23 protein-coding genes are annotated in these 26153 nt (G+C 73.3%); 15 read left to right on the forward strand and 8 right to left on the reverse strand.

All coding sequences use genetic code 11. From position 1 onward, the window contains the following. The first annotated feature begins 60 nt into the window (after nucleotides 1–60). The 5 genes from ACIQFY_RS13915 (at nucleotide 61) to ACIQFY_RS13935 (ending at nucleotide 5890) form a co-directional block, all read left to right on the forward strand. Nucleotides 61–615 (forward strand): DUF2231 domain-containing protein, encoded by a 555-nt coding sequence (locus ACIQFY_RS13915; protein WP_400340570.1) that lies wholly within the window; start codon nucleotides 61–63, stop codon nucleotides 613–615. Between the two features lie 149 nt (nucleotides 616–764). Next, the gene (locus tag ACIQFY_RS13920) at nucleotides 765–1553 is read left to right on the forward strand and encodes a DeoR/GlpR family DNA-binding transcription regulator (protein ID WP_400340572.1); all 789 of its coding nucleotides are present in this window, start codon (nucleotides 765–767) and stop codon (nucleotides 1551–1553) included. Nucleotides 1554–1570: 17 nt separating this feature from the next. Continuing rightward, nucleotides 1571–2575: a 1-phosphofructokinase family hexose kinase gene (locus ACIQFY_RS13925; protein ID WP_235426453.1), complete on the forward strand. Its 1005-nt coding sequence runs from the start codon at nucleotides 1571–1573 to the stop codon at nucleotides 2573–2575. A gap of 82 nt (nucleotides 2576–2657) precedes the next feature. Then, nucleotides 2658–4787 carry a fructose-specific PTS transporter subunit EIIC gene (locus ACIQFY_RS13930; protein WP_400340573.1) on the forward strand — a complete coding sequence of 710 codons (2130 nt, stop codon included), beginning with the start codon at nucleotides 2658–2660 and terminating at the stop codon, nucleotides 4785–4787. Between the two features lie 329 nt (nucleotides 4788–5116). Beyond that, complete coding sequence (locus ACIQFY_RS13935; RefSeq protein ID WP_209684115.1) at nucleotides 5117–5890, forward strand: DedA family protein; 774 nt, start codon at nucleotides 5117–5119, stop codon at nucleotides 5888–5890. Nucleotides 5891–5894: 4 nt separating this feature from the next. Here ACIQFY_RS13935 and ACIQFY_RS13940 read toward each other — a convergent pair whose 3' ends face one another. Further along, the gene (locus ACIQFY_RS13940) at nucleotides 5895–6098 is read right to left on the reverse strand and encodes a DUF2945 domain-containing protein (protein ID WP_058729617.1); all 204 of its coding nucleotides are present in this window, start codon (nucleotides 6096–6098) and stop codon (nucleotides 5895–5897) included. Nucleotides 6099–6298: 200 nt separating this feature from the next. On the opposite strand from ACIQFY_RS13940, the gene ACIQFY_RS13945 reads away from it, so the two are divergent. Continuing rightward, nucleotides 6299–7351 carry a serine/threonine-protein kinase gene (locus ACIQFY_RS13945; protein WP_066652012.1) on the forward strand — a complete coding sequence of 351 codons (1053 nt, stop codon included), beginning with the start codon at nucleotides 6299–6301 and terminating at the stop codon, nucleotides 7349–7351. Nucleotides 7352–7415: 64 nt separating this feature from the next. Next, nucleotides 7416–8039, forward strand: coding sequence for a phosphoribosylanthranilate isomerase (locus ACIQFY_RS13950; protein ID WP_400340575.1), 624 nt, complete (start codon nucleotides 7416–7418; stop codon nucleotides 8037–8039). Between the two features lie 91 nt (nucleotides 8040–8130). Here ACIQFY_RS13950 and ACIQFY_RS13955 read toward each other — a convergent pair whose 3' ends face one another. Further along, on the reverse strand, nucleotides 8131–8889 hold the full coding sequence (locus tag ACIQFY_RS13955; protein WP_209684113.1) for an HAD-IIB family hydrolase: 759 nt from the start codon (nucleotides 8887–8889) through the stop codon (nucleotides 8131–8133). A 70-nt stretch (nucleotides 8890–8959) separates the two neighbouring features. After that, nucleotides 8960–9553, reverse strand: a complete 594-nt coding sequence (locus ACIQFY_RS13960) for a nitroreductase family protein (RefSeq protein WP_400340577.1) — start codon at nucleotides 9551–9553, stop codon at nucleotides 8960–8962. A gap of 126 nt (nucleotides 9554–9679) precedes the next feature. Between ACIQFY_RS13960 and ACIQFY_RS13965 the strand changes: the two genes are divergently transcribed. Beyond that, the gene (locus ACIQFY_RS13965) at nucleotides 9680–10603 is read left to right on the forward strand and encodes an AEC family transporter (protein ID WP_400340579.1); all 924 of its coding nucleotides are present in this window, start codon (nucleotides 9680–9682) and stop codon (nucleotides 10601–10603) included. 358 nt (nucleotides 10604–10961) lie between these two features. Here ACIQFY_RS13965 and ACIQFY_RS13970 read toward each other — a convergent pair whose 3' ends face one another. The 3 genes from ACIQFY_RS13970 to ACIQFY_RS13980 all read right to left on the reverse strand — a co-directional run bounded on the left by ACIQFY_RS13970 (nucleotide 10962) and on the right by ACIQFY_RS13980 (nucleotide 15164). Further along, entirely contained in the window at nucleotides 10962–11798 is an 837-nt protein-coding gene (locus ACIQFY_RS13970) for an exodeoxyribonuclease III (RefSeq protein ID WP_400340581.1), read from the reverse strand. Nucleotides 11799–12029: 231 nt separating this feature from the next. Further along, complete coding sequence (locus ACIQFY_RS13975) at nucleotides 12030–13382, reverse strand: peptidoglycan DD-metalloendopeptidase family protein (RefSeq protein WP_400340582.1); 1353 nt, start codon at nucleotides 13380–13382, stop codon at nucleotides 12030–12032. A 93-nt stretch (nucleotides 13383–13475) separates the two neighbouring features. Continuing rightward, nucleotides 13476–15164, reverse strand: coding sequence for a hypothetical protein (locus tag ACIQFY_RS13980; RefSeq protein ID WP_400340584.1), 1689 nt, complete (start codon nucleotides 15162–15164; stop codon nucleotides 13476–13478). A 76-nt stretch (nucleotides 15165–15240) separates the two neighbouring features. Between ACIQFY_RS13980 and pyrE the strand changes: the two genes are divergently transcribed. Both pyrE and ACIQFY_RS13990 read left to right on the forward strand, forming a co-directional pair. Further along, on the forward strand, nucleotides 15241–15792 hold the full coding sequence (pyrE, locus tag ACIQFY_RS13985) for an orotate phosphoribosyltransferase (RefSeq protein ID WP_058729844.1): 552 nt from the start codon (nucleotides 15241–15243) through the stop codon (nucleotides 15790–15792). Then, nucleotides 15789–18149, forward strand: coding sequence for a hypothetical protein (locus ACIQFY_RS13990; RefSeq protein ID WP_400340586.1), 2361 nt, complete (start codon nucleotides 15789–15791; stop codon nucleotides 18147–18149). Before pyrE ends, ACIQFY_RS13990 begins: the two co-directional genes overlap by 4 nt. A gap of 141 nt (nucleotides 18150–18290) precedes the next feature. Here ACIQFY_RS13990 and ACIQFY_RS13995 read toward each other — a convergent pair whose 3' ends face one another. Continuing rightward, entirely contained in the window at nucleotides 18291–19244 is a 954-nt protein-coding gene (locus ACIQFY_RS13995; RefSeq protein ID WP_400340588.1) for an aldo/keto reductase, read from the reverse strand. Nucleotides 19245–19335: 91 nt separating this feature from the next. Between ACIQFY_RS13995 and ACIQFY_RS14000 the strand changes: the two genes are divergently transcribed. Continuing rightward, nucleotides 19336–19980, forward strand: coding sequence for a HEAT repeat domain-containing protein (locus ACIQFY_RS14000; RefSeq protein WP_400340590.1), 645 nt, complete (start codon nucleotides 19336–19338; stop codon nucleotides 19978–19980). 349 nt (nucleotides 19981–20329) lie between these two features. Further along, nucleotides 20330–21625: a sodium:proton exchanger gene (locus ACIQFY_RS14005; protein WP_400340591.1), complete on the forward strand. Its 1296-nt coding sequence runs from the start codon at nucleotides 20330–20332 to the stop codon at nucleotides 21623–21625. Between the two features lie 365 nt (nucleotides 21626–21990). Here the strand turns inward: ACIQFY_RS14005 and ACIQFY_RS14010 are convergent, their stop codons facing one another. After that, on the reverse strand, nucleotides 21991–22680 hold the full coding sequence (locus ACIQFY_RS14010; RefSeq protein WP_066652032.1) for a metal-dependent transcriptional regulator: 690 nt from the start codon (nucleotides 22678–22680) through the stop codon (nucleotides 21991–21993). Nucleotides 22681–22764: 84 nt separating this feature from the next. Here ACIQFY_RS14010 and ACIQFY_RS14015 point away from each other — a divergent pair, with 84 nt between their 5' ends. The 3 genes from ACIQFY_RS14015 (at nucleotide 22765) to ACIQFY_RS14025 (ending at nucleotide 26084) form a co-directional block, all read left to right on the forward strand. Beyond that, nucleotides 22765–23646 carry a lysostaphin resistance A-like protein gene (locus ACIQFY_RS14015; RefSeq protein ID WP_400340593.1) on the forward strand — a complete coding sequence of 294 codons (882 nt, stop codon included), beginning with the start codon at nucleotides 22765–22767 and terminating at the stop codon, nucleotides 23644–23646. Between the two features lie 108 nt (nucleotides 23647–23754). Beyond that, nucleotides 23755–24651, forward strand: a complete 897-nt coding sequence (locus tag ACIQFY_RS14020; RefSeq protein ID WP_400340595.1) for a UbiA family prenyltransferase — start codon at nucleotides 23755–23757, stop codon at nucleotides 24649–24651. After that, a complete protein-coding gene (locus tag ACIQFY_RS14025; protein WP_400340596.1) occupies nucleotides 24648–26084 on the forward strand; it encodes a phytoene desaturase family protein in 1437 nt (478 codons plus the stop codon). Before ACIQFY_RS14020 ends, ACIQFY_RS14025 begins: the two co-directional genes overlap by 4 nt. The last annotated feature ends 69 nt before the right edge of the window (nucleotides 26085–26153 follow it).

Consider the following 26153-nt stretch of genomic DNA (forward strand, 5'->3'; position numbering starts at 1 on the left):
GGGAGGCCCGGTGCCGGTTCCTGGAACCGGCACCGGGCCCGGCGGCCTAGCGTCCAGGGCATGCCAGAGCTGCCGATCATCCGTCGCCTCACCGACTCCATCGAGCACGCCAGCGTGCTCGACAAGGCCGTCGACCTCGACACGCGCGTCGTCCGCGCGGTCGCGAAGCCGAAGGCCCTGCGGCAGGTGCTGCACGGCGTGCCGTTCGGACACCCCCTGCACCCGCTGATGGTGCAGGTGCCACTCGGCGCCTGGATCTCGGCAGCCGTCCTCGACCTGATCGGCGGGAAGGGCAACGCGCGCGCGGCGCAGACGCTGACCGGGGTCGGGATCGCATCGGCGGGCAGTGCCTCGATCGCCGGCTACGTCGACTGGGCGGAGCTCTCGCTCGAGCAGCGCCGGACCGGGTGGGTGCACCAGGCGGTCAACTGGGTCGGCATCACGTTCTTCGGCCTGTCGTGGTGGCAGCGACGGAAGGGCAACACCGCGGCGGGCAAGGCGCTCGGTGTCGTCGGGCTCACCGTCGTGAGCGTCGGCGGGTACCTCGGCGGACACCTGTCCTACCGGCAGCGTGCCGGGGTGGGGTCGAGCGACCGGGTCCCCTTCGACGACTGACGCTCCACTCGGCCTCCACAGGAACGCCCGATCTGCACCGGCAGGTCGGGCGTTCCTTCGTTCGTGTTGGTTCTGCCACGAAACAGTTGCGTTCGTGTTGCTTTCGGACGTACAGTTCCTCGAACCAACGAGAACGAAGGAGTTCCGGCATGTACGCAACCGAGCGGCAGGACGCCATCGCCGCCGCGCTGCAGTCGGCCGGGCGGGTGTCCGTCGCCGACCTCGCCGAGCACTTCGACGTCACGACCGAGACCGTGCGCCGCGACCTCGACGCCCTCGAGACCGCCGGTCTCCTGCGCCGCGTGCACGGGGGAGCGGTGCCCGTCGGACGCTCCAGCGTGGTCGAGCTCTCCGTCGCCGAGCGCGAGGGGCAGCACGGCACCGCGAAGACGGCGATCGCCCGCGCTGCGATGCGCCTGGTGCCGTCGTCGTTCACCGGGTCCATCGCCCTCGACGCCGGCACCACCTGCGCCGCCGTCGCCGCCGAGCTCGTCCGCTGGGAGCCCGCGACCCCCGGAGCCACCCTGACCGTCGTCACGAACTCGGTCCCGATCGCCGCCACCCTGCAGCACAGCGAGCACGTCGAGTTGCACCTGCTCGGCGGGCGGGTGCGCGGGCTGACGAGCGCCGCCGTCGGCACGGCCACCGTCGAGCAGATCGCGGCGCTCCGCCCGGACATCGCGTTCGTCGGCACGAACGGCCTGTCCGCCGGCTTCGGGCTGAGCACGCCCGACGAGTACGAGGCCGGGGTCAAGGGCGCCTACGTCCTCGCGGCCCGACGCAGCGTCGTCCTCGCCGACGCCGCCAAGCACGGCGTCGAGGCGCTCATGCGCTTCGCCCGGCTCGACGAGGTCGACACCCTCGTCACCGACCAGGAGCCCCCGGCGGACCTCGCCGGAGCGCTCGCCGACGCCGACGTGGAGGTCGTGGTCGCATGAACCAGCAGGAGCACACCGTGCACCCCAGCACCCGGATCGTCACCGTGACGCCGAACCCGTCCCTCGACCGCACGATCGAGCTGGGCGGCGAGCTGCAGCGCGGCGCCGTGCAGCGGGCCGTCCGGACCACGGCCGAGCCGGGCGGCAAGGGCGTCAACGTCTCCCGGGTCGTCGTCGCCAGCGGCGGGGACACCCTCGCGGTCCTGCCCGGCGACGAGCTCGACCCCGTCCTGCTCGGCCTGGCGACCCGGGGCATCCCGACCGCCGCGCTGCCGATCGGTGCCCCGCTCCGCTCGAACGTCACCGTCACCGAGCCGACCGGCACGACGACGAAGCTCAACGAGCCCGGGCCCTCGCTCGCGGGTCGTCTCGAGGACCTCGCCGCGCTCGTCGCCGACGCCGCCGGACCGACCCCGACCGGGCCGTCCGCCCGCTGGGTGGTGTTCGCCGGGTCCCTGCCGCCGGGCCTGCCCGACGACGCGCTCGCCGTGCTCGTCCGTGCCGTGCGCGAGCGCCACGGCGACGATGTCCGGGTCGCGGTCGACTCGTCGGGCATCCCGTTCACCGCGCTGCTGCAGTCGGGGGAGCGGATCGACCTGGTCAAGCCGAACGCGGAGGAACTCGCCGAGGTCGTCGGCGGCGACCCCGAGGTCTACGAGCAGGACCTCGAGGCAGCCGTCGCCGCCGCCCACCGGCTGCGCGAGAAGCACGTCGACACCGTGCTGCTCACACTCGGCAGCGCCGGCGCCGTCCTCGTCTCCGGCGAGGGCAGCCACGTCGCCGCCGCACCCCGCATCGTCGCCCGCTCGACGGTCGGTGCCGGTGACTCGTCCCTCGCGGGCTACCTGCTCGCCGAGGTCGCCGGAGCCTCGGCGTCCGAGCGCCTCGCCCAGGCCGTCGCCACGGGGGCCGCTGCCGCGGCACTGCCCGGGAGCGACGTGCCCGCCCTCGACCACACCGACCCCGGCAGCGTGACGGTCCGGACCCTGCACACGACGCAGGTCCCGGCGCCGATCGCCTGACCGATCCCGCAGCACCACCCCGCAGCACCACCCCGAACCAGCACTGCCCGCGCCCCCGGCGCCACTGCAAAGGAGCAACCCCATGTCCGCAGACACGACGCAGCGCCTCATCAGCGCCGAGCTCGTCGGCCTCGACGAGGACCTCGGCGCGACGTCGTCCGACGTCATCCGCGTGCTCGCCGACCGCGTCGCCGCGACCGGCCGCGCGGCCGACGGCGCCACCCTGGCCGAGGACGCCATCAAGCGCGAGGCGAGCGTCGGCACCGGTGTGCCCGGCGGCATTGCGATCCCGCACGCCCGGTCGGCCTCGGTGTCGAGCCCGACGCTGGCGTTCTCGCGGCTCGCCCGGAAGGTGCCGTTCGGAGCGCCGGACGGCGACGCCGACGTCGTCTTCATGATCGCCGTGCCCGAGGGTGCCGACAAGGACCACCTCACGGTCCTGTCGACCCTCGCCCGGGCACTCATCCGCGAGGACTTCACCGCCGCGCTCCGCACCGCCTCGACCCCGCAGGAGGTCGTCGACCTGGTGCAGCGCGAAGTGGGCGGCGAGGTCGCCGCAGCCGGTGTCGGGAACGGGAGCAGTGCCTCCCGTCCGACCACGTCGCAGCCCGCGCAGGCCGCAGAAGCCGGCGGCGCGACCGGCGGCGCCACCGGTGCACGCAAGGTCATCGTCGGCGTCACCGCGTGCCCGACCGGCATCGCGCACACCTACATGGCCGCCGACGCCCTCGTCGCCGCCGCGGAGCGCGCCGGAGCCGAGATGCACGTCGAGACGCAGGGCTCCTCGCAGGTCGAGCCGCTCGACCCCGCGCTCATCGCCCGCGCCGACGCTGTCGTGTTCGCGGTCGACGTGGACGTCCGTGACCGCAGCCGGTTCGCCGGCAAGCCGCTCGTGTCCGGGCCGGTCAAGCGTGGCGTCGACGAGCCCGACGCGATGGTCGCCGAGGCGATCCGCGCCGCCGACGACCCGAACGCCGCGCGCGTCCAGGGCGGTGCCGCCACCGCGACCGAGTCGAACAAGGCCGACGAGCACTTCGGGCAGGCGCTCAAGCGCTGGCTGCTCACCGGTGTGAGCTACATGATCCCGTTCGTCGCGGGCGGCGGTCTCCTCATCGCCCTCGGCTTCCTGCTCTCCGGCTACGCCATCGCGCTCCCGCACGGCGACTCCGGCCAGAACAACGCCGTCTACACGCTGACGAACTACACGCTCCTCAACCTGCCGCCGGAGGGCCTCGGATACTACCTCGGTGCAGCGGCCTTCCAGATCGGCGGGGTGTCCCTCGGGTTCCTCGTCGCCGCCCTGGCCGGGTACATCGCCTACGCCATCGCCGACCGCCCGGGCATCGCGCCGGGCTTCGTCGCCGGGTCGATCGCCGTGTTCATGAACGCCGGCTTCCTCGGCGGGCTCGTCGGTGGTCTCATCGCCGGTGCCGCCGCGTACTGGATCGGCCGCATCCCGACCTGGCGCTGGCTCCGTGGCCTCATGCCGGTCGTGATCATCCCGCTCTTCGCGTCGATCATCGCCTCGGGCCTCATGCTCCTCGTGCTCGGCGGGCCGATCGCGTGGCTCATGACGCAGCTGACCGGGTTCCTCAACTCGCTCTCCGGTGCCTCGGCGATCCTGCTCGGCATCATCCTCGGCCTGATGATGGCGTTCGACCTCGGCGGCCCGGTCAACAAGGTGGCCTACGCGTTCGCCGTCGCCGGCCTCGGTGCGGGCACCGCCACGAACGTGGTGCCGTTCGAGATCATGGCGGCCGTGATGGCCGCGGGCATGGTCCCGCCGCTGGCCCTGGCGCTCGCCTCGACCGTGCTGTACCGCAAGGGCTTCACCAAGCCGGAGCGCGAGAACGGCAAGGCGGCGTGGCTGCTCGGTGCGTCCTTCATCTCCGAGGGGGCGATCCCGTTCGCGGCGGCCGACCCGCTGCGCGTCATCCCCGCCTCGATGATCGGTGCCGCGGTCACGGGTGCGATCTCGATGGGTGCCGGCGTCACGTCGCGCGCTCCGCACGGTGGCATCTTCGTCTTCTTCGCCATCGGCGACGTCCTGATGTTCATCGTCGCGATCCTGACGGGCACGGTCGTCTCCGCGCTGGTCCTGGTCGGGCTGAAGAAGTGGGTGCGCAAGTCGCCCGCCGCCGAGGCAGCGTCGGCCGAGCAGGCAGCAGTGGCCGGCGAGACGGTCGGGCAGCGCGCGCCGGCCGCCGTGTAGCGGTCGTCACCACACGACGGACGGGAGGCCCGTGGCGGATCCGCCACGGGCCTCCCGTCCGTCGTCGTGCGGCTCGCACCGCGGGGTCGTGCCGAGTCGCGTCGCCGGGCCGCGAGACGCCGGCGTCTCCGCGAGACGCCGGCCTGCTGCCGAGACGCCGCCGGATGTGGAGGCGTCTCGGCGATGACGAGGCGTCTCGGTCCGACGCCGGCGTCTCGGGAGCGGCACCGATGACGGCCGGACGGGGGCATGTCCGCGAGACGGCGGCGTCCGGCGCGTGCGCGGGCGGCGCACCGTGATCTGTCAGGGCACTCAGGGAGACTCGGGGCATGACGACCGCCCTCACGCTGCCGCCGACCCTGCCCGTGACGACCACCGCCGCGGGCTCCCGGCCGGAGGGCACCGAGGACCTCGGTGGACTGTCGGGCTTCGTGCTCCAGCTCATCGACGCACTGGGGGAGTGGGGCGTCGCGCTGATGCTCTTCGTCGAGACGGTGTTCCCACCGATCCCGTCCGAGGTGATCCTGCCCCTCGCGGGGTTCCTGGCGGGTGCCGGGCAGATGAACCTGGTCCTCGTCCTGGTGCTGGCGACGCTCGGGTCGTACCTCGGTGCGCTCGTGCTCTACTGGCTCGGCGCGGTGATCGGGTTCGAACGGACCGTCCGGCTGCTGGGACGACTGCCGCTCGTCGACGAGGACGACTTCCGCAAGGCCGCCGACTGGTTCCACCGGCACGGCAAGAGCGCGGTCTTCTTCGGCCGCTTCGTGCCGATCGTGCGCAGCCTGATCTCGCTGCCCGCCGGCGCCGACCGGATGCACCTCGTGCCGTTCTCGGTCTTCACGATCATCGCCAGCGGCATCTGGAACAGTGCGCTCGTGCTGCTCGGTGCCGCGTTCGGCACGCAGTACGACAAGGTCGAGCAGTACACCGAGTGGATCGACCGCGTGCTCTACGTGGCGATCGCGGTCGTCGTCGTGACGTTCGTGGTCCGGCGCATCCGCCGCGTCCGTGCCGAGCGGGCCGAGCAGCGTGCGGCGGCGCAGGACGGCGCGACGACCGGAGCCGCCCGCGGACGCCGCCGTGCGACGCCCGCGAACGACTGACCGGTCACTTCTTCGTGAGGGCCGACTCCTTGTGGGCGGCCTTGTTGCCGGACTTCTCCGACTCGATGATCCAGTACGGGTCGTCGTCCGTCGGCTTGAAGTCCTGACCGTCGAACGTGAAGTCCTTCGTCTTCTTCTCGACGAGCTTGCCGGTCGTCTTGCCCTGCGAGGTGTTCCAGTGCACCTCGTCGCCCTTCGACAGCGCCACGATGTCCTCCTTGCGTAGTGGGTGTGGTTCCGTGACTCCGGACCGTACCCCCGCAGATCCGCGGATCCACGGGCATCTGTCCCCCATCACGATGTCGTAACGCCCCTGCGGGATCGAGGTGGGACGCGTACCGTTGACGGCGAGTCAGTTCGCGGCGTGTGCCGCGGTCCCCGATGGCTCCAGACGGAACGACGTGCACCATGACCCTGGTCGACAGCGCACGAGCCGACACGGTCCTCTCCGGCCGCTACCGGCTCGTCAAGCTCATCGGTACCGGTGGCATGGGGTCCGTGTACGAGGCCCGCGACGAGCACACCTACCGGCTCGTCGCCGTGAAGCTGTTCGCGACACCGGACTCGATGACCACGGCCGACCGCGTCCGCCAGGAGCGCGAGATCCGCCTGCTCAGCATGCTCTCGCACCCGGGCCTCGTCCCGCTCTACGACGCCGGGACCCACGAGTTCGAGGACGGTCCGCACCGCTTCATCGTGATGGAGCTCATCGCCGACACGACGCTGCTCCGTCGGCTCGCGGGCGGTGCGCTGCACAACTACGAGGTCGCCGACCTCGGCGCACAGCTCGCCGACGCCCTGGCCTACGTGCACTCGCGCGGCATCGTGCACCGTGACGTCAAGCCGGCGAACATCCTCATCAACGACGAGGGCGCATCCGGCTTCGTCCGCTCGGTCAAGCTCACCGACTTCGGCGTCGCCCACTTCGTCGACGGCTCCCGCCTGACGAACGACGGCACGATCATCGGTACGGCCGCGTACCTCAGCCCGGAACAGGTGGCCGGTGAGCCGATCGGCTTCGCGACCGACGTGTACTCGCTCGGCCTGGTGCTGCTCGAGTCGCTGACCGGCAAGCAGGAGTACTCCGGCACCCTCATCGAGGCTGCCCTCGCGCGGCTCCGGAACGACCCGCAGGTCCCCGCGGAGGTCGGTGTCGAGTGGAAGGACCTGCTCGCCAAGATGACGCACCGCGACCCGGCGAAGCGCCCGACGGCAGTGGCCGTCGCGAACGCGTTGCGCGGCGGGTCGACGCAGATCACCGGTCCCGTGCCGCTCGGGCCGGACCGCACGAAGCACAAGCGTGACCACAAGCTGCACCGCGCGGCGCACAAGCACGCGAAGCGCGGGACCTTCACGGCGGTGCGCCGCTGGCGTCGCCGGAACGTGCTCGTCGGCTCGTTCGCCACGTTCGGTGTGCTCGCCGCGTGTGCGGCAGCGTACGTCGCGGGCACGCTGCACTGAGCGGGTTCGTCCACAGCGCAGATCGAGGGCATCGTCCGACGGTCCGCCCTGGCAGGATGGGACCATGAGCGACCAGCGCTGGATCAAGATCTGCGGCCTGTCGACGCCCGAGACCGTGGACGCCGCTGTGGACGCCGGTGCGGACGCGGTCGGGTTCGTGTTCGCCGCCGGCAGCCCCCGCACCGTGACGGCCGACCTGGCCAAGGAGCTCGTCGAGCGGGTGCCCGACGGCATCGACGCCGTCGGGGTCTTCCGAGACCAGCCGATCGACGAGGTCGTGGGCATCGCCTCCGAGGTGGGGCTCACCACCCTGCAGCTGCACGGCCGCGAGTCGGCCAGCGACTTCGCCCGTGCCCGCGACGCGGGCTTCTTCACCATCCGCGCGGTGTCCGCCGACGACTACCTGCGCGAGACCGCCGAGCAGCGCGCGGCGTTCGACCACGACCTGCTGCTGCTCGACGCCGCGGTGCCCGGCAGCGGCACGCTGGTCGACCCGGCGACGCTCGCCGATCGGGTGGACGAGGCCTGGATCCTCGCGGGCGGTCTGACGCCCGCGAACGTCGTCGCCGCCGTGCAGGCGCTCGACCCGGACGGCGTCGACGTCTCGAGCGGCGTCGAGTCGGAGCGCGGCGTCAAGGACGCCGCGAAGATCCGCTCCTTCGTCGAGGCGGCCCGCAGCATCCCCTGACGCCGGGCGACGTCGCGCCTGACGCCACCACGGGACGGACGGGAGGCCCGGTGCGAGCTGGCACCGGGCCTCCCGTCCGTCCGTGTGCGCGTCAGCGCAGGGTGGGGATCAGGTCCGTGAGGAACGCGTCGGTGTCCTCCCAGCCCTCCACCGCGTGGCAGGGCACGCCGAGGGCCTTCACCGGGTAGTCGTTGCCCTCGGGGTCGAGGCGGTCGCCGACGAACAGCATGTCGTCGAGCGGGATGCCCGTCAGCTCGGCGAGGCGACGCATGCCGTACGCCTTGTCGATGCCCTTCCGGGTGATGTCGACGCTGGTCGACCCGCCGGAGCGGACCTCGAGGTCCGGGAGCTCCGCCTGGACGAGCCGACGCAGGTGGTCCTTCTTCTCGCCGGTCGGGTCCCAGCGCTTCTTGACGTCCACCGGAGCGGACTGCCCGAGCGCCGAGAACGTGATCTGCGAGCCGCGGTCCTCGAGGATCTCGCCCCAGGTCTCCGACTCCCAGTAGCCGGCGGCCTTCGCCTGCGACTCGACGGCCGCGAGGGCACGGGCCTTCTCGTCGTCCGTCAGGTCCTCGGCGTACTGCAGGGCCCAGTCCGACCCGGACCAGCGGTAGTACGCCGTACCGCACGTCGGGAGCAGGTGCAGGTCGTCGAGCACGAGGCCCTCGCGCTCGCGGAGCGGGTGCACGAGCTGCTGCTCGAACTGCTGGAAGTTGCCGCCCGAGATCACCGCGACGGGCACGGTGGCGAGCAGCGCGGCGAACGTCTCGAGCATGCGCGGGTCGAGCGGGGACTTCGACGGCGCGAGGGTGTCGTCGAGGTCGAAGGCGACGAGGCGGGGCGTGGTCATGACACCGATTCTGTCAGGCCCGGTGGGCAGCGGGGTCCCGGCCGTCGTCGTGCGCTGCTGCGCGTCGTCCCTACTCCTTGACGAGGACGACCTCGTCGAGGGGCAGGCGGGTGCGCGGAGCGACCTCGCGCTCGGCGGCCTTCTCGTCGAGCTGCGACGGGTCTGCCACGGTGCCGATCGCGGTCACGGTGTAGGGGAGGAAGCGCTCGGGCAGGTCGAAGGCGGCGCGGAGGCCCTCGGCGTCGATGCCGGCCATCTGGTGCACGTGGAGGCCCTCGGCGTGCGCCTGCACGGTCAGCGCGGTGAGGGACTGGCCGAGGTCGTACTGTGCGAAGGGGCGCTCGTCGCCGTCCTCGGTCGTGGTCTCGAGGACGCCGACCACCAGGGCGCTGGCGCGGAAGGCCCACGCGGCGTTGAAGCCGAGCAGGTTGTCGTTGATCTTCGCGAACGTGTCCGTGCCGCGGCGGCCGGCGACGAAGCGGCGCGGCTGGTGGTTCATCGCGGACGCGGCCCAGCGAGCGGCCTCGAGGACGGCGTCGAGCTGGGCGTCGGTCATCGTCGCGGTGTCGTCGTAGGAGCGCGGGCTCCAGCGCTCCTCGAGCAGCGGCACGAGGGGCTGGCTGGAGTCGGTCGAACGGGAGAGCGTGTCGGGCGTCGAGGTCATGGTGCCTGCAACGGTATTCGATGCGTACGCATTTCCCGGCTGAGTGACGTCACATGTAGGCCGGTCGGCCGCACGTGTTGCCGTGCTGGTCGCCGTCCGTGCCGTCGGGCTGCGAGGATGGGTGCGATGGGTGGCGTGTTGACGGGGTTCGCGATCATCGGCGCGATCATCGCCGCCGGCTACGTGGTCGGGCGCGTCCGCCTGCTCGGTCCGCACGCGCAGTTCGTGATGAGCCGCCTGGCGTTCTTCGTGCTCATGCCGTGCCTGCTCTTCCACACCATCGCCACGGCGCACATCGAGTCCTTGCTCTCCCCGATGCTCTGGGTGTCGCTGGTCAGTGCCGTCACGGTCGGGCTCGTCGCCGTCGCGGTGTTCCGCCTGGTGCTCCGGCGGTCCGTCGCCACGACCACGGTCGGGGCCCTGGCGTCCGGCTACGTGAACGCGAACAACATCGGTCTGCCGGTCGCGGTGTACGTCCTCGGCCAGGCAACCGCGGTCGTCCCGGTCATCCTGCTGCAGCTCGTCGTGCTGGCCCCGCTCGCCCTGACGGTCCTCGACGCGGCGACGGCGGGCGGTGGTGGGTGGCGGTCCCGGGTCGTCGGACCCTTCCGGAACCCGATCATCATCGCCTCGCTCGTCGGTCTCGTGTGCTCCTCGCTCCGCCTCGAGCTGCCGGCGCCCGTGCTCGAACCGTTCTCGTTGGTGGGTGCTGCTGCGGTGCCCGTGGTGCTGCTGTCGTTCGGCATGAGCCTGCACGGCGCGACCCCGCTGCGGGACCGTGCCACGCGACCGGACGTGCTCGTGGCCTCGGCGCTCAAGCTGCTCGTCATGCCGGCGGTGGCGTACGTCGTCGCCCGGTTCGTCTTCGGGCTCGACGACCAGGACGTCTTCGTCCTCACCACCCTGGGGGCGCTGCCGGCGGCCCAGAACGTGTTCAACTACGCTCAGCGCTACCAGGCGGCCGTCCCGGTGGCGCGCGACGTGGTGCTCGTCTCGACGATCGGCGCCGTCCCGGTCCTGGTCGTCATCGCCGCGCTCCTGCACCCCTAGCGCGCGGACGCGCCGCCCGGGCCTGCCGGTGCCTGCCGGTGCCTGCCGGTGCATGCCGGTGCATGCCGGTGCCCGCCGGTGCTGACCGGGCCATTCCTGTCACGGTCAGCGGGTTCGGCCGACCGATCGAGCCCGGTCGGTGACCACCGCGCGGCACGTCGTGCACGCTCGCGGTGGTCCGAGCGGGCACAGGGTGGCCTCGAGCGCGCTCGGAGACGACAGGGACGGGCGCGCTCGGAGACGACAGGGACGGGCGCGCTCGGGGACGTCAGCGGCGGGCGCGCTCGGGGACGTCGGGCGCGGGCGCGCTCGGAGATCGCGGGCGCGGCGCCGGCTGTCGGCCGGGACCGGGCCGGCGTCAGAAGATCATCGGACGATCGTCGTCGAGCGAGGTCTCCAGGTCGAGGTCGACCGACACCGGGACGTGGTCGCTCGGGGCGTCGCCCTTGCGCTCGTCGCGGTGGATCGTGGCGCCGACGGTGACGTCCGCGAACGCCTGCGACCCGAGCACGAAGTCGATGCGCATGCCCTCGTTGCGCGGGAAGCGGAGCGACTTGTAGTCCCAGTAGGTGTAGCCCTCGGGCACGAGGGGGCGGACGACGTCCTGCAGCCCGCGGGTCTCGAACTCGCGGAACGCCGCACGCTCCGGCTCGCTGACGTGCGTCGCGCCCTCGAACACCCGGAGGTCCCAGACGTCCTGGTCGAGCGGCGCGACGTTCCAGTCGCCCATCAGCGCGAGCGGGGTGTCCGGTTCGGCGTCGAGCCACTCGGTCGTGCGGTCGGCCAGCTGTGCGAGCCAGTCGAGCTTGTACGTGTAGTGCGGGTCACCGAGCTCCCGGCCGTTCGGGACGTAGAGGCTCCACAGACGGACACCGTCGACGGTGACGCCCATCGCCCGTGCCTCGACCGGCAGGTCCGGCCCCTCGTGGCCCTTGAGGAAGCCGGGCTGACCGGGGAAGTCACGGGTGACGTCCTCCATCGGCAGGCGACTGGCGAACGCGACGCCGTTCCACTGGTTCAGCCCGTGCGCCTCGACCTGGTAGCCGGCCGCCTCGAACGCCTCGCCCGGGAACTGCTCCGGCTTGCACTTGATCTCCTGCATGCCGAGGACGTCGACGTCCTCGCGCACCAGCCAGTCGACGATCCGGCCCACTCGGGTGCGGACGGAGTTCACGTTCCAGGTCGCCACGCGCATGGGATCGAACCTACCGGTGACGGCTGGCACGCCGCTCGCGCCGGACCAGGAGCTGACACCCGGCGCCTCCGGCCCGACGCCGCTGGCCCGACGAATCTGGCCGGGTGTGCGACATCGCACCCGTCGATCGACAGGTGCGATGTCGGAGTCGCGGCGTGACGTGTGCCGCCCGCTACCCGCCGTGCGCCGCCCGCAGTGCAGTGCCGCGCGGCGCCCGCCGTTCGCTCCGGACTAGAGGCGGACGCCCCGCGCCGCCATGAACGGAGCCGGGTCGATCGTGGCGCCGTTGATGTGGACCTCGTAGTGCAGGTGGCAGCCGGTCGAGTTGCCCGTCGAGCCGACCAGGGCGATGAGCTGCCCCGCCGAGACCTGCTGGCCGGGGGAGACCCGGAACCCGCCGTTCACGATGTGGCCGTACGCGGTCGAGACACCGCCGCCGTGGTTGATGCGGACGTAGTTGCCGTACCCGCCGTACCAGCCGACGTACTCGACCGTGCCGGACGAGGCCGCGACGATCGCCGTCGAGCAGCCGCTCGTCAGGTCGAGACCGTCGTGCTTCGTGACGCGACCGGTGATCGGGTGCACGCGGTACCCGTACGGGCTGATGACGTAGCCACCGCCGGGGCGCACCCAACCGGTGCCGGAGCCGGAACCGACCCCGCCGCCACCGCCGCCACCGCCGGCAGCCGGAGCGGGCGCGCCGCCGCCGCCACCGCGGTTCGCTGCCGCCGCCTGTGCCTCGGCCAGCCGCTGGGCTTCGCGCTGCCGGGCGGCCTCGGCCTCCTGCCGGGCCTTCTCCTCAGCCGCCTTGCGGACCTTCTCACCCTCGGCGAACTCGGCCTCGGTGCGGACACGCCCCGAGGTCAGGGTCGCGAGCTGGGCGTCGAGCCGCGCCTTGTTCTCCTGCTGCTCGTCGTACGCGGCCTGGACCTTGTCGGCGGCTGCCTGGGCCGCCTGCATCTTGCGCTCGGCCTCGGCGGCGAGCTCGTCGAGCGCCTTCGACGCGCGGTCGGCCTGCGCGGTCAGCGACCGGGCGACCGAGGCGTCGGCGCTCGCCGCCGCCTCGACCCGCTCGGCCTGCTCCGACAGCTTGCTCAGGGCGCCGAGGTCGTACAGCAGGTCGCGGGCGTCCTCGCCCTCGGCCAGGACCGACGCCGTCACGTCGGCGCCACCGTGCCGCGCCATCTGCGCCGCGAACTGCCCCGCCTGCGACGCGCTGCGCTCGGCGATCTCGGCGTGCTCGTCGGCCTCGGCACGGAGCTTCTGCTCGGTGGCCGCGGCTTCCTGCGCTTCGCTCTGCGCGTCGAAGAAGTCGTCACCGAGGCGCTTCGCCTCGGCCTCGGCTTCCTGCACCTGGTCCGACAGGCCGGAGATGACCCCGCGGATCTTCGTGATCTGTTCCTGCTTCGCGGACTCCTGCCCCCGGGCCGCCATGACCTCGTCCCACGAGGGGTACTTCGCGGCGCTCGCGCTCGGCGCGTCGACGAGCACCGTCGCGAGCAGGCCGGCGAGGGCCAGGCCGGTGGCGGCGATGCGGAGACGGAGGGCGGGGCGCGGGACGCGGTGGCTTGTGGGACGAGTCACGGGGTCGAGCCTATACATCCGTACAGCCCGCGCGACACGCCGCCGCGCCGCCTGTGGAGAACTCCCGACGGCATCGCGGGCCGCGACCGCGCCTCAGAAGCCCCGCTCGCGACGGATGGCGTCCGCGCTGCCGACCACGTCGCGCTGCAGGACGGCCGCCCCGACCGTGCCCGCGTAGTCGTAGACGTCGAACCCGGTGCAGTGCGTGATGGTCGCCGGCGCCCCGAGCGAGTCCTCGACCGCGGTCGTCCAGACGTCGTTGGCACCGATCACCACGAAGGTCGGTCTGGCATCCCGGTAGGCACCGAGGTCGACGAGCCACGGGTAGGTCTCGAACGTGTCCCGGACCTGCAGGAGCTCGACGTCGTCGGACGCGTACGCCGCCAGGGGCCGGACGGTCCAGAACTGCCCGACGCCGGTGACCTGCCGGCCGTCCGCCCAGCGGTCCAGGCAGTCCGCCGGCGCGTACCGGGCCGTCGCGACGGTGCTGACCGTGGTCGGGGCGACGGCCGCCCCGCCGAGCAGGACCACCGCCGCGGCGATCGCCGCGGCGAGCTGCACGCCGCGGCGCGGCCGGTGCACCCGGGTCCGACGGACGGCGGAGCGCACGAGCTCGGCGACGGCGACGAGCGCCAGGAGCGGTGCGGTCACGATCGGCTCGAGGTACCGCGGGGTCTCCGACCCGGCGACGACCACCCCGACGGACACCGCCACGACCGTCACGAGCGGCAGCACGGTCGCGACGAGCACGGTCCGCGCGGTCCGCACCCGCCAGGCCCAGACCGTGCCGCCGACGGCCAGCACCACGCCCGCGAAGAGCAGCAGCAGCTCGGCGTCGCCACGGGCCGACCCGGCGCGGTCGTCGGTCAGCGCCGCGAAGAAGGCGAGCGTCCGGCCCGCCTGCTCCGGGTGCACGTAGGTCGACGGGTCGAGCGACACGAACGGGGCGAGCGGGATCCGGAGCAGGTACCCGACGACGGACCCGGCGACGAGGACGGCCGACATCCACCCGGTCGGACGCCAGGGGACGCGTCGCGCGAGCGAGAGCAGCACGAGGGTCACGACGACGGGCGCCGCCGACCACGGGACGTACAACGGGTTCGACGCCGTGGTGCACGCGGCGACGAGCCCGGTCACGACGAGGACGACGACGGAGGCACGGCCGGTCCGGACCGCTCGGAGCACCAGGACCGCGGTGCCGAGCATGGCGAGCACAGCGCCGTAGTAGTAGGTCGTCGTCAGGAGGAGTGATCCGAGCTCGAGCGAGGTCGCGGTGGCGGTGTACTCCGTGAGCACGATCGCGGTCACGAACCCGAGCGCGACGGCGGACACCGCGATCCTGGCCGACCGGCGTGCGGCCGGCATGAGCTCGTTCGCCGCCGCCCGCACCAGCGCGTACACGGCGAGCAGCACGAGCACGCCGTTCAGCGCCAGCGCCTGCTGCGGGGTCGCGGTGACGAGGGAGCAGAGCAGGTAGACGGGCAGCTCGGGGAAGAAGAACAGGGCCGGTGACATCGCCCACTCGAACGGCTGCCCGAGCCGGATCGACCGCTCGACGAGCGGCAGCAGGACGGAGTCGCCGTCGTACCAGAGCAGGGCGACCCGCTCGGTGGCCAGGACGTGGCCGAGGGCGATGACGGACAGGGCGAGCGCGACGGCGGCGCCCAGTGCCTCCTGGCCGGACGCGACCCACCGGCGGCGCGACGGCGGACCCGCCGGAGCGATCGCGACCGGCTCCGGGACCGCAGCGCGGCCGGACGGGCCGGGCGCGACGGGTGACATGAGCGGAGCGTACCGAGCGAGCCGTGACGCCGCCTGGCGATGGCGTTCCGGGGCCGAGCGACTACCCTTGTGGGCTGTGACCGACACGCGCGACCAGCTGATCCAGCACATCTCCGCAGACGCGGTGTTCCACGGCGACTTCACGCTCACCAGCGGCAAGCAGGCGTCGTACTACATCGACCTGCGCAAGGTGAGCCTCGACCACCGGGTCGCTCCGCTCATCGGTCAGGTGATGACGGACCTGCTGCAGCAGGTGCCGGACGTCGACGCCGTCGGTGGTCTCACCATGGGCGCCGACCCGATCGCGAGCGCCGTGCTGCACCAGGCCGCGGCGCGCGGCCTCGCCTACGACGCGTTCGTCGTGCGCAAGGAGCCGAAGGACCACGGCCGCGGTCGCCAGGTCGAGGGTCCGGACGTCCGCGGCAAGCGCGTCGTCGTGCTCGAGGACACCTCCACGACGGGCGGCTCGCCGCTCAAGGCTGCCGAGGCGCTCGAGCGCGAGGGCGCGATCATCGCCGCAGTGGCCGTCGTCGTCGACCGCGACACCGGCGCGAAGGAGCGCATCGAGGCGGCCGGCTACCCCTACTTCGCCGCGATCGGACTGGCCGACCTGGGGCTGAGCGCGTGACCGGGGAGCGTCCGGACGACGCGCGCGATCCCGACCGTCCGTCCGGCCCGGCAGACGGGGCGGACGACCGGGAGGCCCTGCGCGCGTCCGGCTCGGACGCTCCGTTCCGCGGTCTCCGCAGCGCCGCCGACATCTTCGGTGCGCCGCGTGGTGCCGACGAGTGGCCCTCGCGCCGCGAGCGGCGCGAGGCGGAGCGGGCCGCTCGTGAGACCGGCGCGCCGCTGCCGGAGCCGTTCGAGCCGGAGGCCGTCGATCCCGCACCGGTCGTGCCCGCGCCGGTCGTGCCGGCGCCGCCCGTCGGCGACCGTGAGGCCGGGTCCGGGCCGGGGTCCACGTCCGGGGCTGCGTCCGGATCCGAGTCCGACGAGGATGCCGGGGCGACCCAGGCGATCCACATGGGCGACGAGCTCCGCGAGCCGTCGGAGAACCCGCAGGCGACGGCCGAGCACGAGCGCGAGACGCTCGGGGACCGCATCCCGCCCGCTGCGCCGGTGCCGCCGACGAGCACGGTCTCGCACCCGTCCTCGATCTCGCTGCCGACCGCGATGCGCCACCGGGACGAGCGCGCTGCCGAGAACCGCGCCGTCGACGACGAGCGACGACGTGCCGACCCGTTCGGCCAGGGGCGCAGCGACGTCGACTGGCTCGGGCGGGTCACCGGGTCGCAGCCGGGAACGCCCGCGCCGACGCCGACCGGGCCGGTCGCGCAGCCGCTCGGGGTCGAGAACGTCCTGCCGCCCGCGCCGGCACCCACGAACGAGCCGCCGAGCTTCACCGAGCTGCTGCGCCTGCAGGGAGCGGGCGACGCTGCCCCGGCCGGCGCGACGGAACGGCCGTTCGACTGGGCGATCCGGGACGACGAGACCGGCGAGGTCCCGACGACGCTGACGACCGACCGGTTCGACACCACGGCACTCGGGGCGCGGTCGTGGTCGCTCGCGGACGAGGCGGACGACGACGTGGTCGCGGGCGAGGTCGACACGCCTGCCGGTGGGCTCCCGAGCGGGCTGCTCGCGGCGCCGGTGCCGGCACCGCTGCCGGTACCCGCTCCGGTGCCGACGTCGGCCCCGGCGGATGCGAAGGACGACGACGTGGCACGGACGACGGCGCTGCCGGCCGTGGGCAGTGTCGGACGTGACGACTCCGATGCGGACGCGCCGATGCCCGTCGCTACAGCGGCGACCCCCTGGTGGGCGGAGCCCGACGCCACCGTGCCGCCGACCGCGGCGCCGCCGCTGATCGAACCGGCGTCGTCGGACGCCACCGCTGCGTACCCGGCGCACCTCCCGCCGTCCGTCGGCCAGGACCTCCGGGGGCTGGCCGGCGATCGCGACGCCCGCAGCGACCGCCGCGACGAGGACGACGTCCACGACGAGCAGCACGACGAGCGAACGGACGAACACCCCGTCGAGCGCCTGCCCGCCGCTGCACCGGACGACCTCGACCAGGACGAGTGGGACGGCCGCGAGACGAGCGACACGAGCGTCATCAAGGACCTGTTCGGCACGGCTGCGGTCGGGCAGCTCGGCGACACCGGGTACGACCCCGAGGACTCGGGGACGCGCATGATGCCCGCGGTCGCCGCTCCGGCCGGCGCTCCCGGTCGTGACGGGACGCCCGGTGCACGCGCAGCAACCCGTGGGACGGCTCCCGACCGCGCGGCCTCGGGGAGCACGACTCCCGGCGACGGCGGCGGACGGGACAACTTCATCAACGAGGGCTTCGGTCGGCTCGCGGGCGAGGGCAAGCGCGGCAAGCAGTTGCTCGTGATCGGCGCCGTCGTGCTCATCGTGGTGCTGCTCGTGGCGGTCTTCGGGCTCACCCGCTGGATCCTCGGGAACTCCATCAGCGAGGAGAGCGCTCCCGCGGCGAGCGCGTCGTCCGCCGCTGCGTCGGCCGCTCCCTCGGACGAGCCCTCGGCAGAGCAGTCCACCGAAGCCGCCGCGGCCCCCGCGCCGCCGCTGCAGTTCGCGACCACCCAGGCCGCCCCGGGTGAGCACGCCTGGAACGAGCTCGCCGGCGGTGAGTGCCTGTCGCCGTTCACCGACGCCTGGGCGCAGTCCTTCACGGTGGTCGACTGCACGGCAGCGCACGCCGGGCAGCTGACCGCCCGCATCCAGGTCGAGGCCGGAGCGTGGCCGGGGCCGGACGACCTGGCGGCGCAGGCGGCGCAGGTGTGCCAGACCGCCCAGGCCGTCGACACCGCGGCGGCGGCGCGGTACGGCGACGTGCAGGTGCAGGGCACCTACGCGCCCGACCAGGAGACCTGGGACCGCGGCAACACCTTCATCTCGTGCTTCGCGACGCGCTCGAGCGGCCAGCCGTTGACCGGCTCGCTCGCCCCGAGCGGCACCTGACCCGCCCCCCTCTCCGCAAGACGCAACCTCGGCGGTTGCTCACAGCGTTGTACCGCTGCGAGCAACCGCCGAGGTTGCGTTCTGCGGGGCTAGCCGCGCCGCGGGGGCGCGGGGGCGCGGGGGCGGGGCGGGCGGCGCCGGTCAGGACGCGGCGGGGACCCGCGCGGACGCCTCGTCCAGGGCGCGGAGCTCCTCGGCGCCCAGCTCGAGGTCCGCGGACGCCAGGAGCGCCGGCAGCTGCTCAGTGTTCCGCGCGCTCGCGATCGGCGCGACGACGTCCGGCTGGGCCTGCAGCCACGCGAGGGCGACCGATGCGATCTCGGCCTCGTGCGCCTCGGCGATGCGGGAGAGCGCGTCGACCACGGCCAGTCCCTCGTCCGAGAAGTAGCCCGACACCTGCCCCTCGCGGTCCTTGCCGGCGAAGTCGTCCTTCGTGCGGTACTTCCCGGTCAGGAACCCGGCGGCGAGGGCGAAGTAGGGCACGACCCCCAGGCCCTCGGACGCGGCGAGCGGGGCGATGTCCGACTCGTAGGGCTCACGGGTGACGAGGTTGTAGTGCGGCTGGATCGCGACGGGCAGCGCCAGCCCGTTGTCCTTCGCGATGCGGATCCACTCCTCGGCACGCGGACGCGAGTAGTTCGAGATCGCCGTGTACCGGACGAGGCCCTCCTGCACGAGCTGGTCGAACGCACGGACGGTCTCCTCGAGCGGGGTGTCCTGGTCGTCGAAGTGCGCGTAGTACAGGTCGATCCGGTCGGTGCCCAGCCGCTCGAGGCTCGCACGGGCAGCCGCGGCGACGTTCGACGCCGACAGCCCGCTGTACTGCGGGTGCTGCGAGACCTTCGTCGCGACCACGACGTCGTCGCGCTTCCCGGACGCGCGGAGCCACGAGCCGATGACGCGCTCCGACTCGCCGCCCTCGTTGCCCGGCGCCCACGCGGAGTACACGTCCGCGGTGTCGACGAAGTCGCCCCCGGCCGAGGTGTACGCGTCGAGCACCCGGTGCGAGGTCTGCTCGTCGGCGGTCCAGCCGAAGACGTTGCCGCCGAGGGCGAGGGGGAACACGTGCAGGTCACTGGTTCCGATGCGGGGCATGGGGAGTCCTTCCGGTGCGGTACGGGTCCCGTCCACGCTATGCCTCGGCTGCGCGCACGTGACCAGCGGGTACCCGGTGTTGCATGAGGGGATGACCACCCTCGCCGACGACCTCACCGACCCCCGCTCGTCCGTCCGACTCCGTGCCGTGATGGCCGCCGGCACCGAGGCGAGGCCGTCCGACCTCGAGGTGCTCGTCGAACGCTGTGCCGTCGAGCCGGACCTGCAGGTGCGCGAGGCCCTGACGTGGGCGCTCGTCAGGCTGCCGGCGGAGACCGTCGTGCCCCGGCTGACGCACGAGCTGCACCGTCCCGAGGCGCAGGCTCGCTCGCAGGCGCTCCACACCCTGTCGAAGATCCGCGACGGGTCGGTGTACCCCGAGGTGGCCGACCGGCTCGGCGACGACGACCCCGGTGTGCGTCGGACGGCCTGGCGCGCGGCCGTCCTGCTCGCTCCGGCCGAGGAGGGTCCCGCCCTCGCCCGACGCCTCGCCCGCGAACTCGGTCAGGGTGACCGGGAGACCCGGCTCGCGCTGAGCCGGGCGCTGGTCTCGCTCGGCGAGGACGTCGTCGCCCCCGTCCTGGCAGACGCGTCCGATCGTCGCGGCGAGGCCGTCCGCGCGCACGTCGACGAGACCGGACGACTGCTCGCCGATCCGGACGCCGGGTCGGCGCTCGCGCTCGAACGCGCCCGACGCGAGATGGCGCTCGGACGCGGCGGGCGCGCCTCCGGGTGACCACCTGACGGACGGGAGGCCCGTGGTTGCGCTGCCACGGGCCTCCCGTCCGTCACACGGTGCGCCACGAGCGCGTCCCGCCGTTCCGGGGCGGGCCACGGAAGACCCGGATTCGGGTCGACGAACAGGCCCGATCGGCTTGCACACGCGGATGGGAGCGCGCCAGGGTGGACGGCGAAGGGGAGTAGCTCCCAGCGCGTGCATCGACACACTGGCCATCACGACGATCGGCCCGGTGCACCACCTGCCGGTCCCACCCGGCGGGCGAGCGAGACCTTCGGCCGTTCTGCCGTGCCGAAGCGCTCCCCACCCCTGCGCGATCGGTGCGGCCCGACCAAGGGACCACCCCGTGATCGACACTTCACCCGTCCGCGTCGTCGATGCCGACGCACCGCCCGCCCGCATGGGACGCAGCGCCTGGGGGCGCATCGCGATCTGCATCGTGATCGCCCTGCCCGCCGTGGTCTTCCGGGTCACGGGCTCCGCCCCGAACCCCGTCGTCGACCTGCTGGTCTTCGGCGGTGCGGTGGTCGCCGCCTCGTTCCTGCTCGCCTGGGCCGCCGAGGCCGCGCAGAAGGACATCTCCGGGACGCTCGCCATCGCGATCCTCGCGCTCATCGCTGTGCTGCCCGAGTACGCCGTCGACCTGTACTACGCGTTCCGCTCCGGGTACGACCCGTCGTACGAGCAGTTCGCCGCCGCGAACATGACCGGCTCGAACCGGCTGCTGCTCGGGTTCGGCTGGCCCCTCGTCGTGGTGATCTCGCTGCTCGTCGCCCGCCGGTACGTCCGCGCCGGCACCCTGCCCCGGTCGGCGACGAAGGTGCTGCAGCTGGAGCAGTCCTCACGGCTGGACATCGGCTTCCTGGCGCTCCTGGCGGTCGTCGCGTTCCTCATCCCGCTGATGGGCTCGATCCCGCTGTGGTTCGGGTTCGTGCTGCTCGCCGCCTTCGTCGCGTACCTGTGGCGGGCGTCGCGGGCGCCGGACGACGGCGGCGACGAGGAGATGGTCGGCATGGCGGGGAACATCGCCTCGATGCCGCAGCGTGCGCGCCGCTGGACGATCGTCGCACTGTTCCTCGTGGCCGCCGCCGTCATCCTGTCGTCGGCGGAGCCGTTCGCGGACGCACTCGTCGAGTCGGGGAGCGCGCTCGGCATCGACAGCTACTTCCTCGTGCAGTGGCTCGCGCCGCTCGCCACCGAGGCGCCCGAGTTCATCGTCGCAGCGCTCTTCGCCCTGCGGGGGATGGGTGGCGCGGCGATCGGGACGCTCATCGCGTCGAAGGTCAACCAGTGGTCGCTGCTCGTCGGGTCGCTGCCGATCGCCCACGTGCTCGGTGGCGGGACGACGGGCGGGCTGCCGCTCGATGGTCGGCAGGTCGAGGAGTTCGTGCTCACCGCGTCGCAGACCGTGCTGGGCGTGGCGATCATCATCGCGCTGCGCTTCCACCGGTGGTCGGCGATCGCGCTCGTGGCACTGTTCGCGGTGCAGTTCGTGGTGACGGACACGAGCGGGCGGTGGGTGCTGAGCGGGGTGCACGTGGTCGCGGCGCTCGTGGTGCTGTGGATCAACCGGAAGGACATCGTGCCGACGTTGCGGGCGCCGTTCCGGCGGGCCGGCGCCGCCGACGCTCCGGCCGCGTAGGCGGCAGCGCGGCTCCGCCCGCGGCAGCGGCGGCGGCGGCTGCGGCCGCCGCCGCGGGCGGTCCCGGTCGTACGACCTGCCGCCGGCGGCCGTTCCGGTCGCATGACCTGCCGTCGGCGACCGTTCAGGTCGCACGACGTGCCGTCGGCGGCGGAGGTGAGCGGCATGTCGTGCGACGGGAATGGTGGGACGGGAGGCTCGGGGCGGGCTGGAACCGGGCCTCCCGTCCGTTCGTGGGCACCAGCCGCATCGAACGGGCAGGACATGCCGCGTGCGTTCCGTCGGGCGGGCAGGATCCGTCGGCAGGAGCCGCCGAGTGTGTCAGGAAGTGCCCGCTCGGCGAGCGGGCGGCCCCGGCCGCGGCGTCAGTCGGCGTCGGGGGCGAGCCAGATGGCGGAGGCGGCTGCGGCCGGCAGGTCGACGAGCGACTCCTCGCCGTCGGGAGCCCGCCGGCTGACGGCGATCACACCCGCGTAGTCGCGGACCCGCTCGACGCGCAGGTGCGTACCCAGAGCGACCCCGAGCTCGTCGAAGTACCGGAGCAGGGCCGGGTCGTCGTCCGACACCCGGTCCACGACCCCGCAGGCCCCGGGTTCGACCGAGCCGAGCAGCGTGCCGGCCGACGACGGGACCGACCCGTCCGTCGCCGGGATCGGGTCACCGTGCGGGTCGTGCGTCGGGTGGCCGAGGTCGGCGTCGACCCGCTCGAGGAACGTCTCGGACACCGCGTGCTCGAGCGCCTCGGCCTCGGTGTGGACCTCGTCCCACGAGTAGCCGAGCCGCTGCACCAGGTACGTCTCGATGAGCCGGTGGCGACGGACCATCGCCACGGCGACCTGCTGCCCGAGCGGGGTGAGCACGACGCCGTAGTAGGGGGTGTGCTCGATGAGGCCGTCGCGGTCGAGCTTCCGGAGGTTGCCCGACACCGTCGACGCCGAGACCCCGAGGGCCGCCGCGATGTCCCGCGTCGCGAGCCCCTCGCCGCCGCGCTCGGTCGACTTCCACACGAGCTTCACGTAGTCCTCCGCCATGACGGACAGGGAGGGCAGGCGCATCACGACACCGCCGTGGTGCAGTGTCCACTCCGGGCCATGACGGACAGGGAGGGCAGGCGCATGCGTCAATGGTACAAACGGCGGGTGACCACCACCGCACCCGTCCGACGCCGTCGCTGGCCGGTGCCCCCGTCGCTCCTGCTCGGCCTCGCGCCGCTCGTCGCCTTCGCGGCCGTCAGCGCCTGGCGCTCGCGGCCGAGCGACGACTACAGCACGCTCGGCCAGACCGTCGAGGGCGTCCTCGGGGCACTCGTGGTGCCGGAGGGCATCGCGGTGCTCGTGCTCTGCGTCTACGTCACCGCGCTGGGCTGGTGGCCGATCGCGACCACCGACCGCCGTCGGACGGCACTCCGGTGGACGCTCACGGCCCCGGCGTTGATCGCAGCCGTGTGCGTCGCCCGGCTCCCGCTCGTCGAGTGGGGCGCCCAGCCGGTGCGGTACTTCCTGCTGCTCGCCGTCGGGGTCCTGTTCGTGGGGGTGTTCGAGGAGCTGCTCACCCGCGGCGTGCTGCTCGTCGGGCTCCGGCGGCGGCTGCCCGAGTTCGGCGTGTGGATCGCGTCGTGCGTGCTGTTCGGGCTGCTGCACTTCCTCAACGTCCTCTCCGGTGCGGGGGTCGGTGCGACCGTCGTGCAGGTCGTCTTCGCCGCGTCGTTCGGCTCGACGCTCTACCTCGCCCGCCGGCTCACCGGGAACCTGCTCGCGCCCGTGCTGCTGCACGCCTTCTGGGACTTCGGGTCGATCGCGGTGTCGGCCACGGTGCCGACGCAGGACCTGGTGCGGATGGTGCCCGTCGGACTCCTCGGACTGTTCGCGTTCGCGGTGCTCGCCCTCGGGGTGGTCGCCGGCGGCGTGGTCGCATGGCGGGACGACCGGGGCCGCCGCCTGCTGCGCCGGTGGCGGTCGGTGCCGCCCGTGGGGGCGCCCGAGGTGCAGGGGGACGAGCCGCGCCTCCCGTCCGCCGTCTGACCCGACCGCCTGCGCTCCGGTACCGGGCCCGGCGGGTGCCGCCGGGCTGACTCGTCCGCCGGTGCGCACCCGGGCCGCCGGTCGGAGACGCCGGGTACGCTCGGGCCGGTGACCGACGGGACCGGACAGTTGCCCAGGACCCTGCGGTCCGGGGCCGGTGCGACCGTGCGCCGACTGGTGCACGTCTCGCGTCCGGTCCTGTGGATCAACACGATCGGCTCGGGGCTGGTCGCCGTGTGGCTCACCGGAGCGCTGTTCGACCTGCGGGCGCTGCCGATCCTGATCTGGCTGACGCTGCCGTTCAACCTGCTCATCTACGGCGTCAACGACGTGTTCGACCAGGACACCGACGCGACGAACCCGCGCAAGGGGTCCATCGAGGGTGCCAGGATCCGGCAGTCGGAGGTCCGGCTCATCGTCTGCGCGGTCGCCGTGGTCAACGTGCCGTTCCTCGTCGCGTTCCTGCTGACGCTGCCGCCGCTCGCGAACGCCGCGATCCTGCTCTACGCGGTCGTCTTCGTCTGCTACTCCGCGCCACCGCTGCGCTTCAAGGCCCGGCCGTACCTCGACTCGCTGAGCAACGCGGCGTACGCGCTGCCGCTGGTCATCGTGCCGTTCGCCCTCGAGGAGGAGCCGACGTGGCCCGCCGCGCTGGGACTGATGGCCTGGAGCGTCGCCAAGCACGCCTTCGACGCCGTGCAGGACATCGTCGAGGACCGTGACGCGGGCATCACCACGACCGCGGTCCGGCTCGGACCCCGGGGGACCGCACTGTGGAGCGGCGCCTGGTGGGCGGTGTCGACGGTGTTGTTCGCGGTGGTGAGCATCCCGGTGGCCGCCGTCAACCTGCTCATCGCGGGCGTCCTCGTCGTGCGCCTGCTGCGTACCCCGTCGCCGGAGACCGGTCACCGCCTGTACCGCCTGTCGGTCGCCTTCCCGTACATCGCGGGATCCTTCGCCGGGGTGCTGCTCCTGGTGTCCATCGTGCTCGGAGGTGCCCGGTGAGTCGTGTCGTCGTCGTCGGAGGCGGGATCGGTGGCCTCACCGCCGCCGCCCTGCTCGCCCGTGCCGGGCACCGGGTGACCCTGCTCGAGGCGTCGGACCGGCTCGGCGGCAAGAGCCGTCGCATCCAGCTCGGGGCGGACCGGATCGACACCGGGCCGTCGCTCGTCACCTTCCCGACGGTGTGGGACGAGCTGCTGCGGCGACTCGGCGGACGTTCCGGCGAGGACGGGCACCTCGACATGGTGCGCATGCCCGAGGTCGGCCGGTACTTCCACGGCGTCGAGGAGACCGCGCTGCCGGTCTCGCCCGACCACCCCTGGTACCCGGCGTGGCGACGCTTCGCCGACCTGCACGCGCCGCTCGCCGACGACGTCACGCGGCTCCTGCTCGCCGACCCGCTCGACCGCTCGGCCCTGCCGGCCGTCCGTCGCCTGCTCTCCGTCTACGGCTCGCGGCTCACCACGCGCGCCTACCTCGACGGCCTGTCCTGGCTGCCGGACGGACTGCGCGAGATCATCGCGATCCACACCCTCAACGCCGGGGTCTCACCCGCACGCACCCCCGCGCTCTACGCGAGCATGCCGGCGATCATGGCGGAGACCGGCGCGTGGGTGCCCCGCGGCGGCGTGTACGAGGTCGTGCTCGCGCTGCAGCGACTCGCCGATGCCGCCGGCGTCGAGGTCCGCACCGGCGAGGCCGTCACCCGCATCGCGCGCGGTGGCGTCACCACCGAGGCCGCACACCACCCCGCCGACCTGGTCGTCAGCGCCCTCGACGCCGACCGGCTCGCCGCGCTGACCGGACCGGCCGGTCCGTCCGCGATGTCCGCGCTGCTCCGCCCGCGCTCCCGCCCCCGCCCCCGAGCCCTGTCCTGCTCCGCCGTCGCGCTCTACGGCGTGCTGCGCGAGGAGCTGCCCGAGGGCCTCGCGACGCACAGCGTGGTGCTGCCGACGAAGCCGGACGCGCTGTACCGGAGCCTCGAAGCGGGCGACGAGCCGGCGGACACGATGGTGTTCGTCAACCACTACCGCGCCGGCGAGCTCTCCCCGAACCCGCACGGCACCGTGGGCGTGCTGCTGACCGCACCCGCGGACGGCGCGCACTACGAGATCGACCACCCCTTCGTGCGGCGGGAGATCGACCGGGTGTCGGCAGCGCTGGGTCTCGACCGACCTATCACCGACCTGCTCGAGGACCACGTGGTCCTCGACCCGCAGTACTACGGCACCGGGGGAGAACCGCACGGGGCGCTCTACGGGGCGGCCCGTCCGCCGTGGCAGAGCGGGCCGTTCCACCGCCCCTCGTACAACGACCGCTGGCGGCCCTGGCTGTGGCGGGTGGGCGCGTCGGTGCACCCCGGCGGGGGGATCCCGGCGGTCGTCGGTGGCGCGATGATCGCGACGGAGCGGCTGCTCCGGGCGAACCCGGTCTGAGCGCGACGGCGCGCCTGCTCCGGTCGCCGGTCCGCAGGCCGGGACCGGTGGTGACTCGCCGGTCGGCGC

Source organism: Curtobacterium sp. NPDC092190 (assembly GCF_044755625.1).
GTDB lineage: Bacteria > Actinomycetota > Actinomycetes > Actinomycetales > Microbacteriaceae > Curtobacterium.

Excerpts from the sequence above, each read along its gene's own strand:
- ACIQFY_RS13915 (WP_400340570.1), top strand. The coding sequence starts at position 61 with ATGCCAGAGCTGCCGATCATCCGTCGCCTCACCGACTCCATCGAGCAC.
- ACIQFY_RS13920 (WP_400340572.1), top strand. The coding sequence starts at position 765 with ATGTACGCAACCGAGCGGCAGGACGCCATCGCCGCCGCGCTGCAGTCG.
- ACIQFY_RS13930 (WP_400340573.1), top strand. The coding sequence starts at position 2,658 with ATGTCCGCAGACACGACGCAGCGCCTCATCAGCGCCGAGCTCGTCGGC.
- ACIQFY_RS13935 (WP_209684115.1), top strand. The coding sequence starts at position 5,117 with ATGACGACCGCCCTCACGCTGCCGCCGACCCTGCCCGTGACGACCACC.
- ACIQFY_RS13945 (WP_066652012.1), top strand. The coding sequence starts at position 6,299 with ATGACCCTGGTCGACAGCGCACGAGCCGACACGGTCCTCTCCGGCCGC.
- ACIQFY_RS13950 (WP_400340575.1), top strand. The coding sequence starts at position 7,416 with ATGAGCGACCAGCGCTGGATCAAGATCTGCGGCCTGTCGACGCCCGAG.
- ACIQFY_RS13955 (WP_209684113.1), bottom strand. The coding sequence starts at position 8,889 with ATGACCACGCCCCGCCTCGTCGCCTTCGACCTCGACGACACCCTCGCG.
- ACIQFY_RS13960 (WP_400340577.1), bottom strand. The coding sequence starts at position 9,553 with ATGACCTCGACGCCCGACACGCTCTCCCGTTCGACCGACTCCAGCCAG.
- ACIQFY_RS13965 (WP_400340579.1), top strand. The coding sequence starts at position 9,680 with ATGGGTGGCGTGTTGACGGGGTTCGCGATCATCGGCGCGATCATCGCC.
- ACIQFY_RS13970 (WP_400340581.1), bottom strand. The coding sequence starts at position 11,798 with ATGCGCGTGGCGACCTGGAACGTGAACTCCGTCCGCACCCGAGTGGGC.
- ACIQFY_RS13980 (WP_400340584.1), bottom strand. The coding sequence starts at position 15,164 with ATGTCACCCGTCGCGCCCGGCCCGTCCGGCCGCGCTGCGGTCCCGGAG.
- ACIQFY_RS13995 (WP_400340588.1), bottom strand. The coding sequence starts at position 19,244 with ATGCCCCGCATCGGAACCAGTGACCTGCACGTGTTCCCCCTCGCCCTC.
- ACIQFY_RS14000 (WP_400340590.1), top strand. The coding sequence starts at position 19,336 with ATGACCACCCTCGCCGACGACCTCACCGACCCCCGCTCGTCCGTCCGA.
- ACIQFY_RS14010 (WP_066652032.1), bottom strand. The coding sequence starts at position 22,680 with ATGCGCCTGCCCTCCCTGTCCGTCATGGCGGAGGACTACGTGAAGCTC.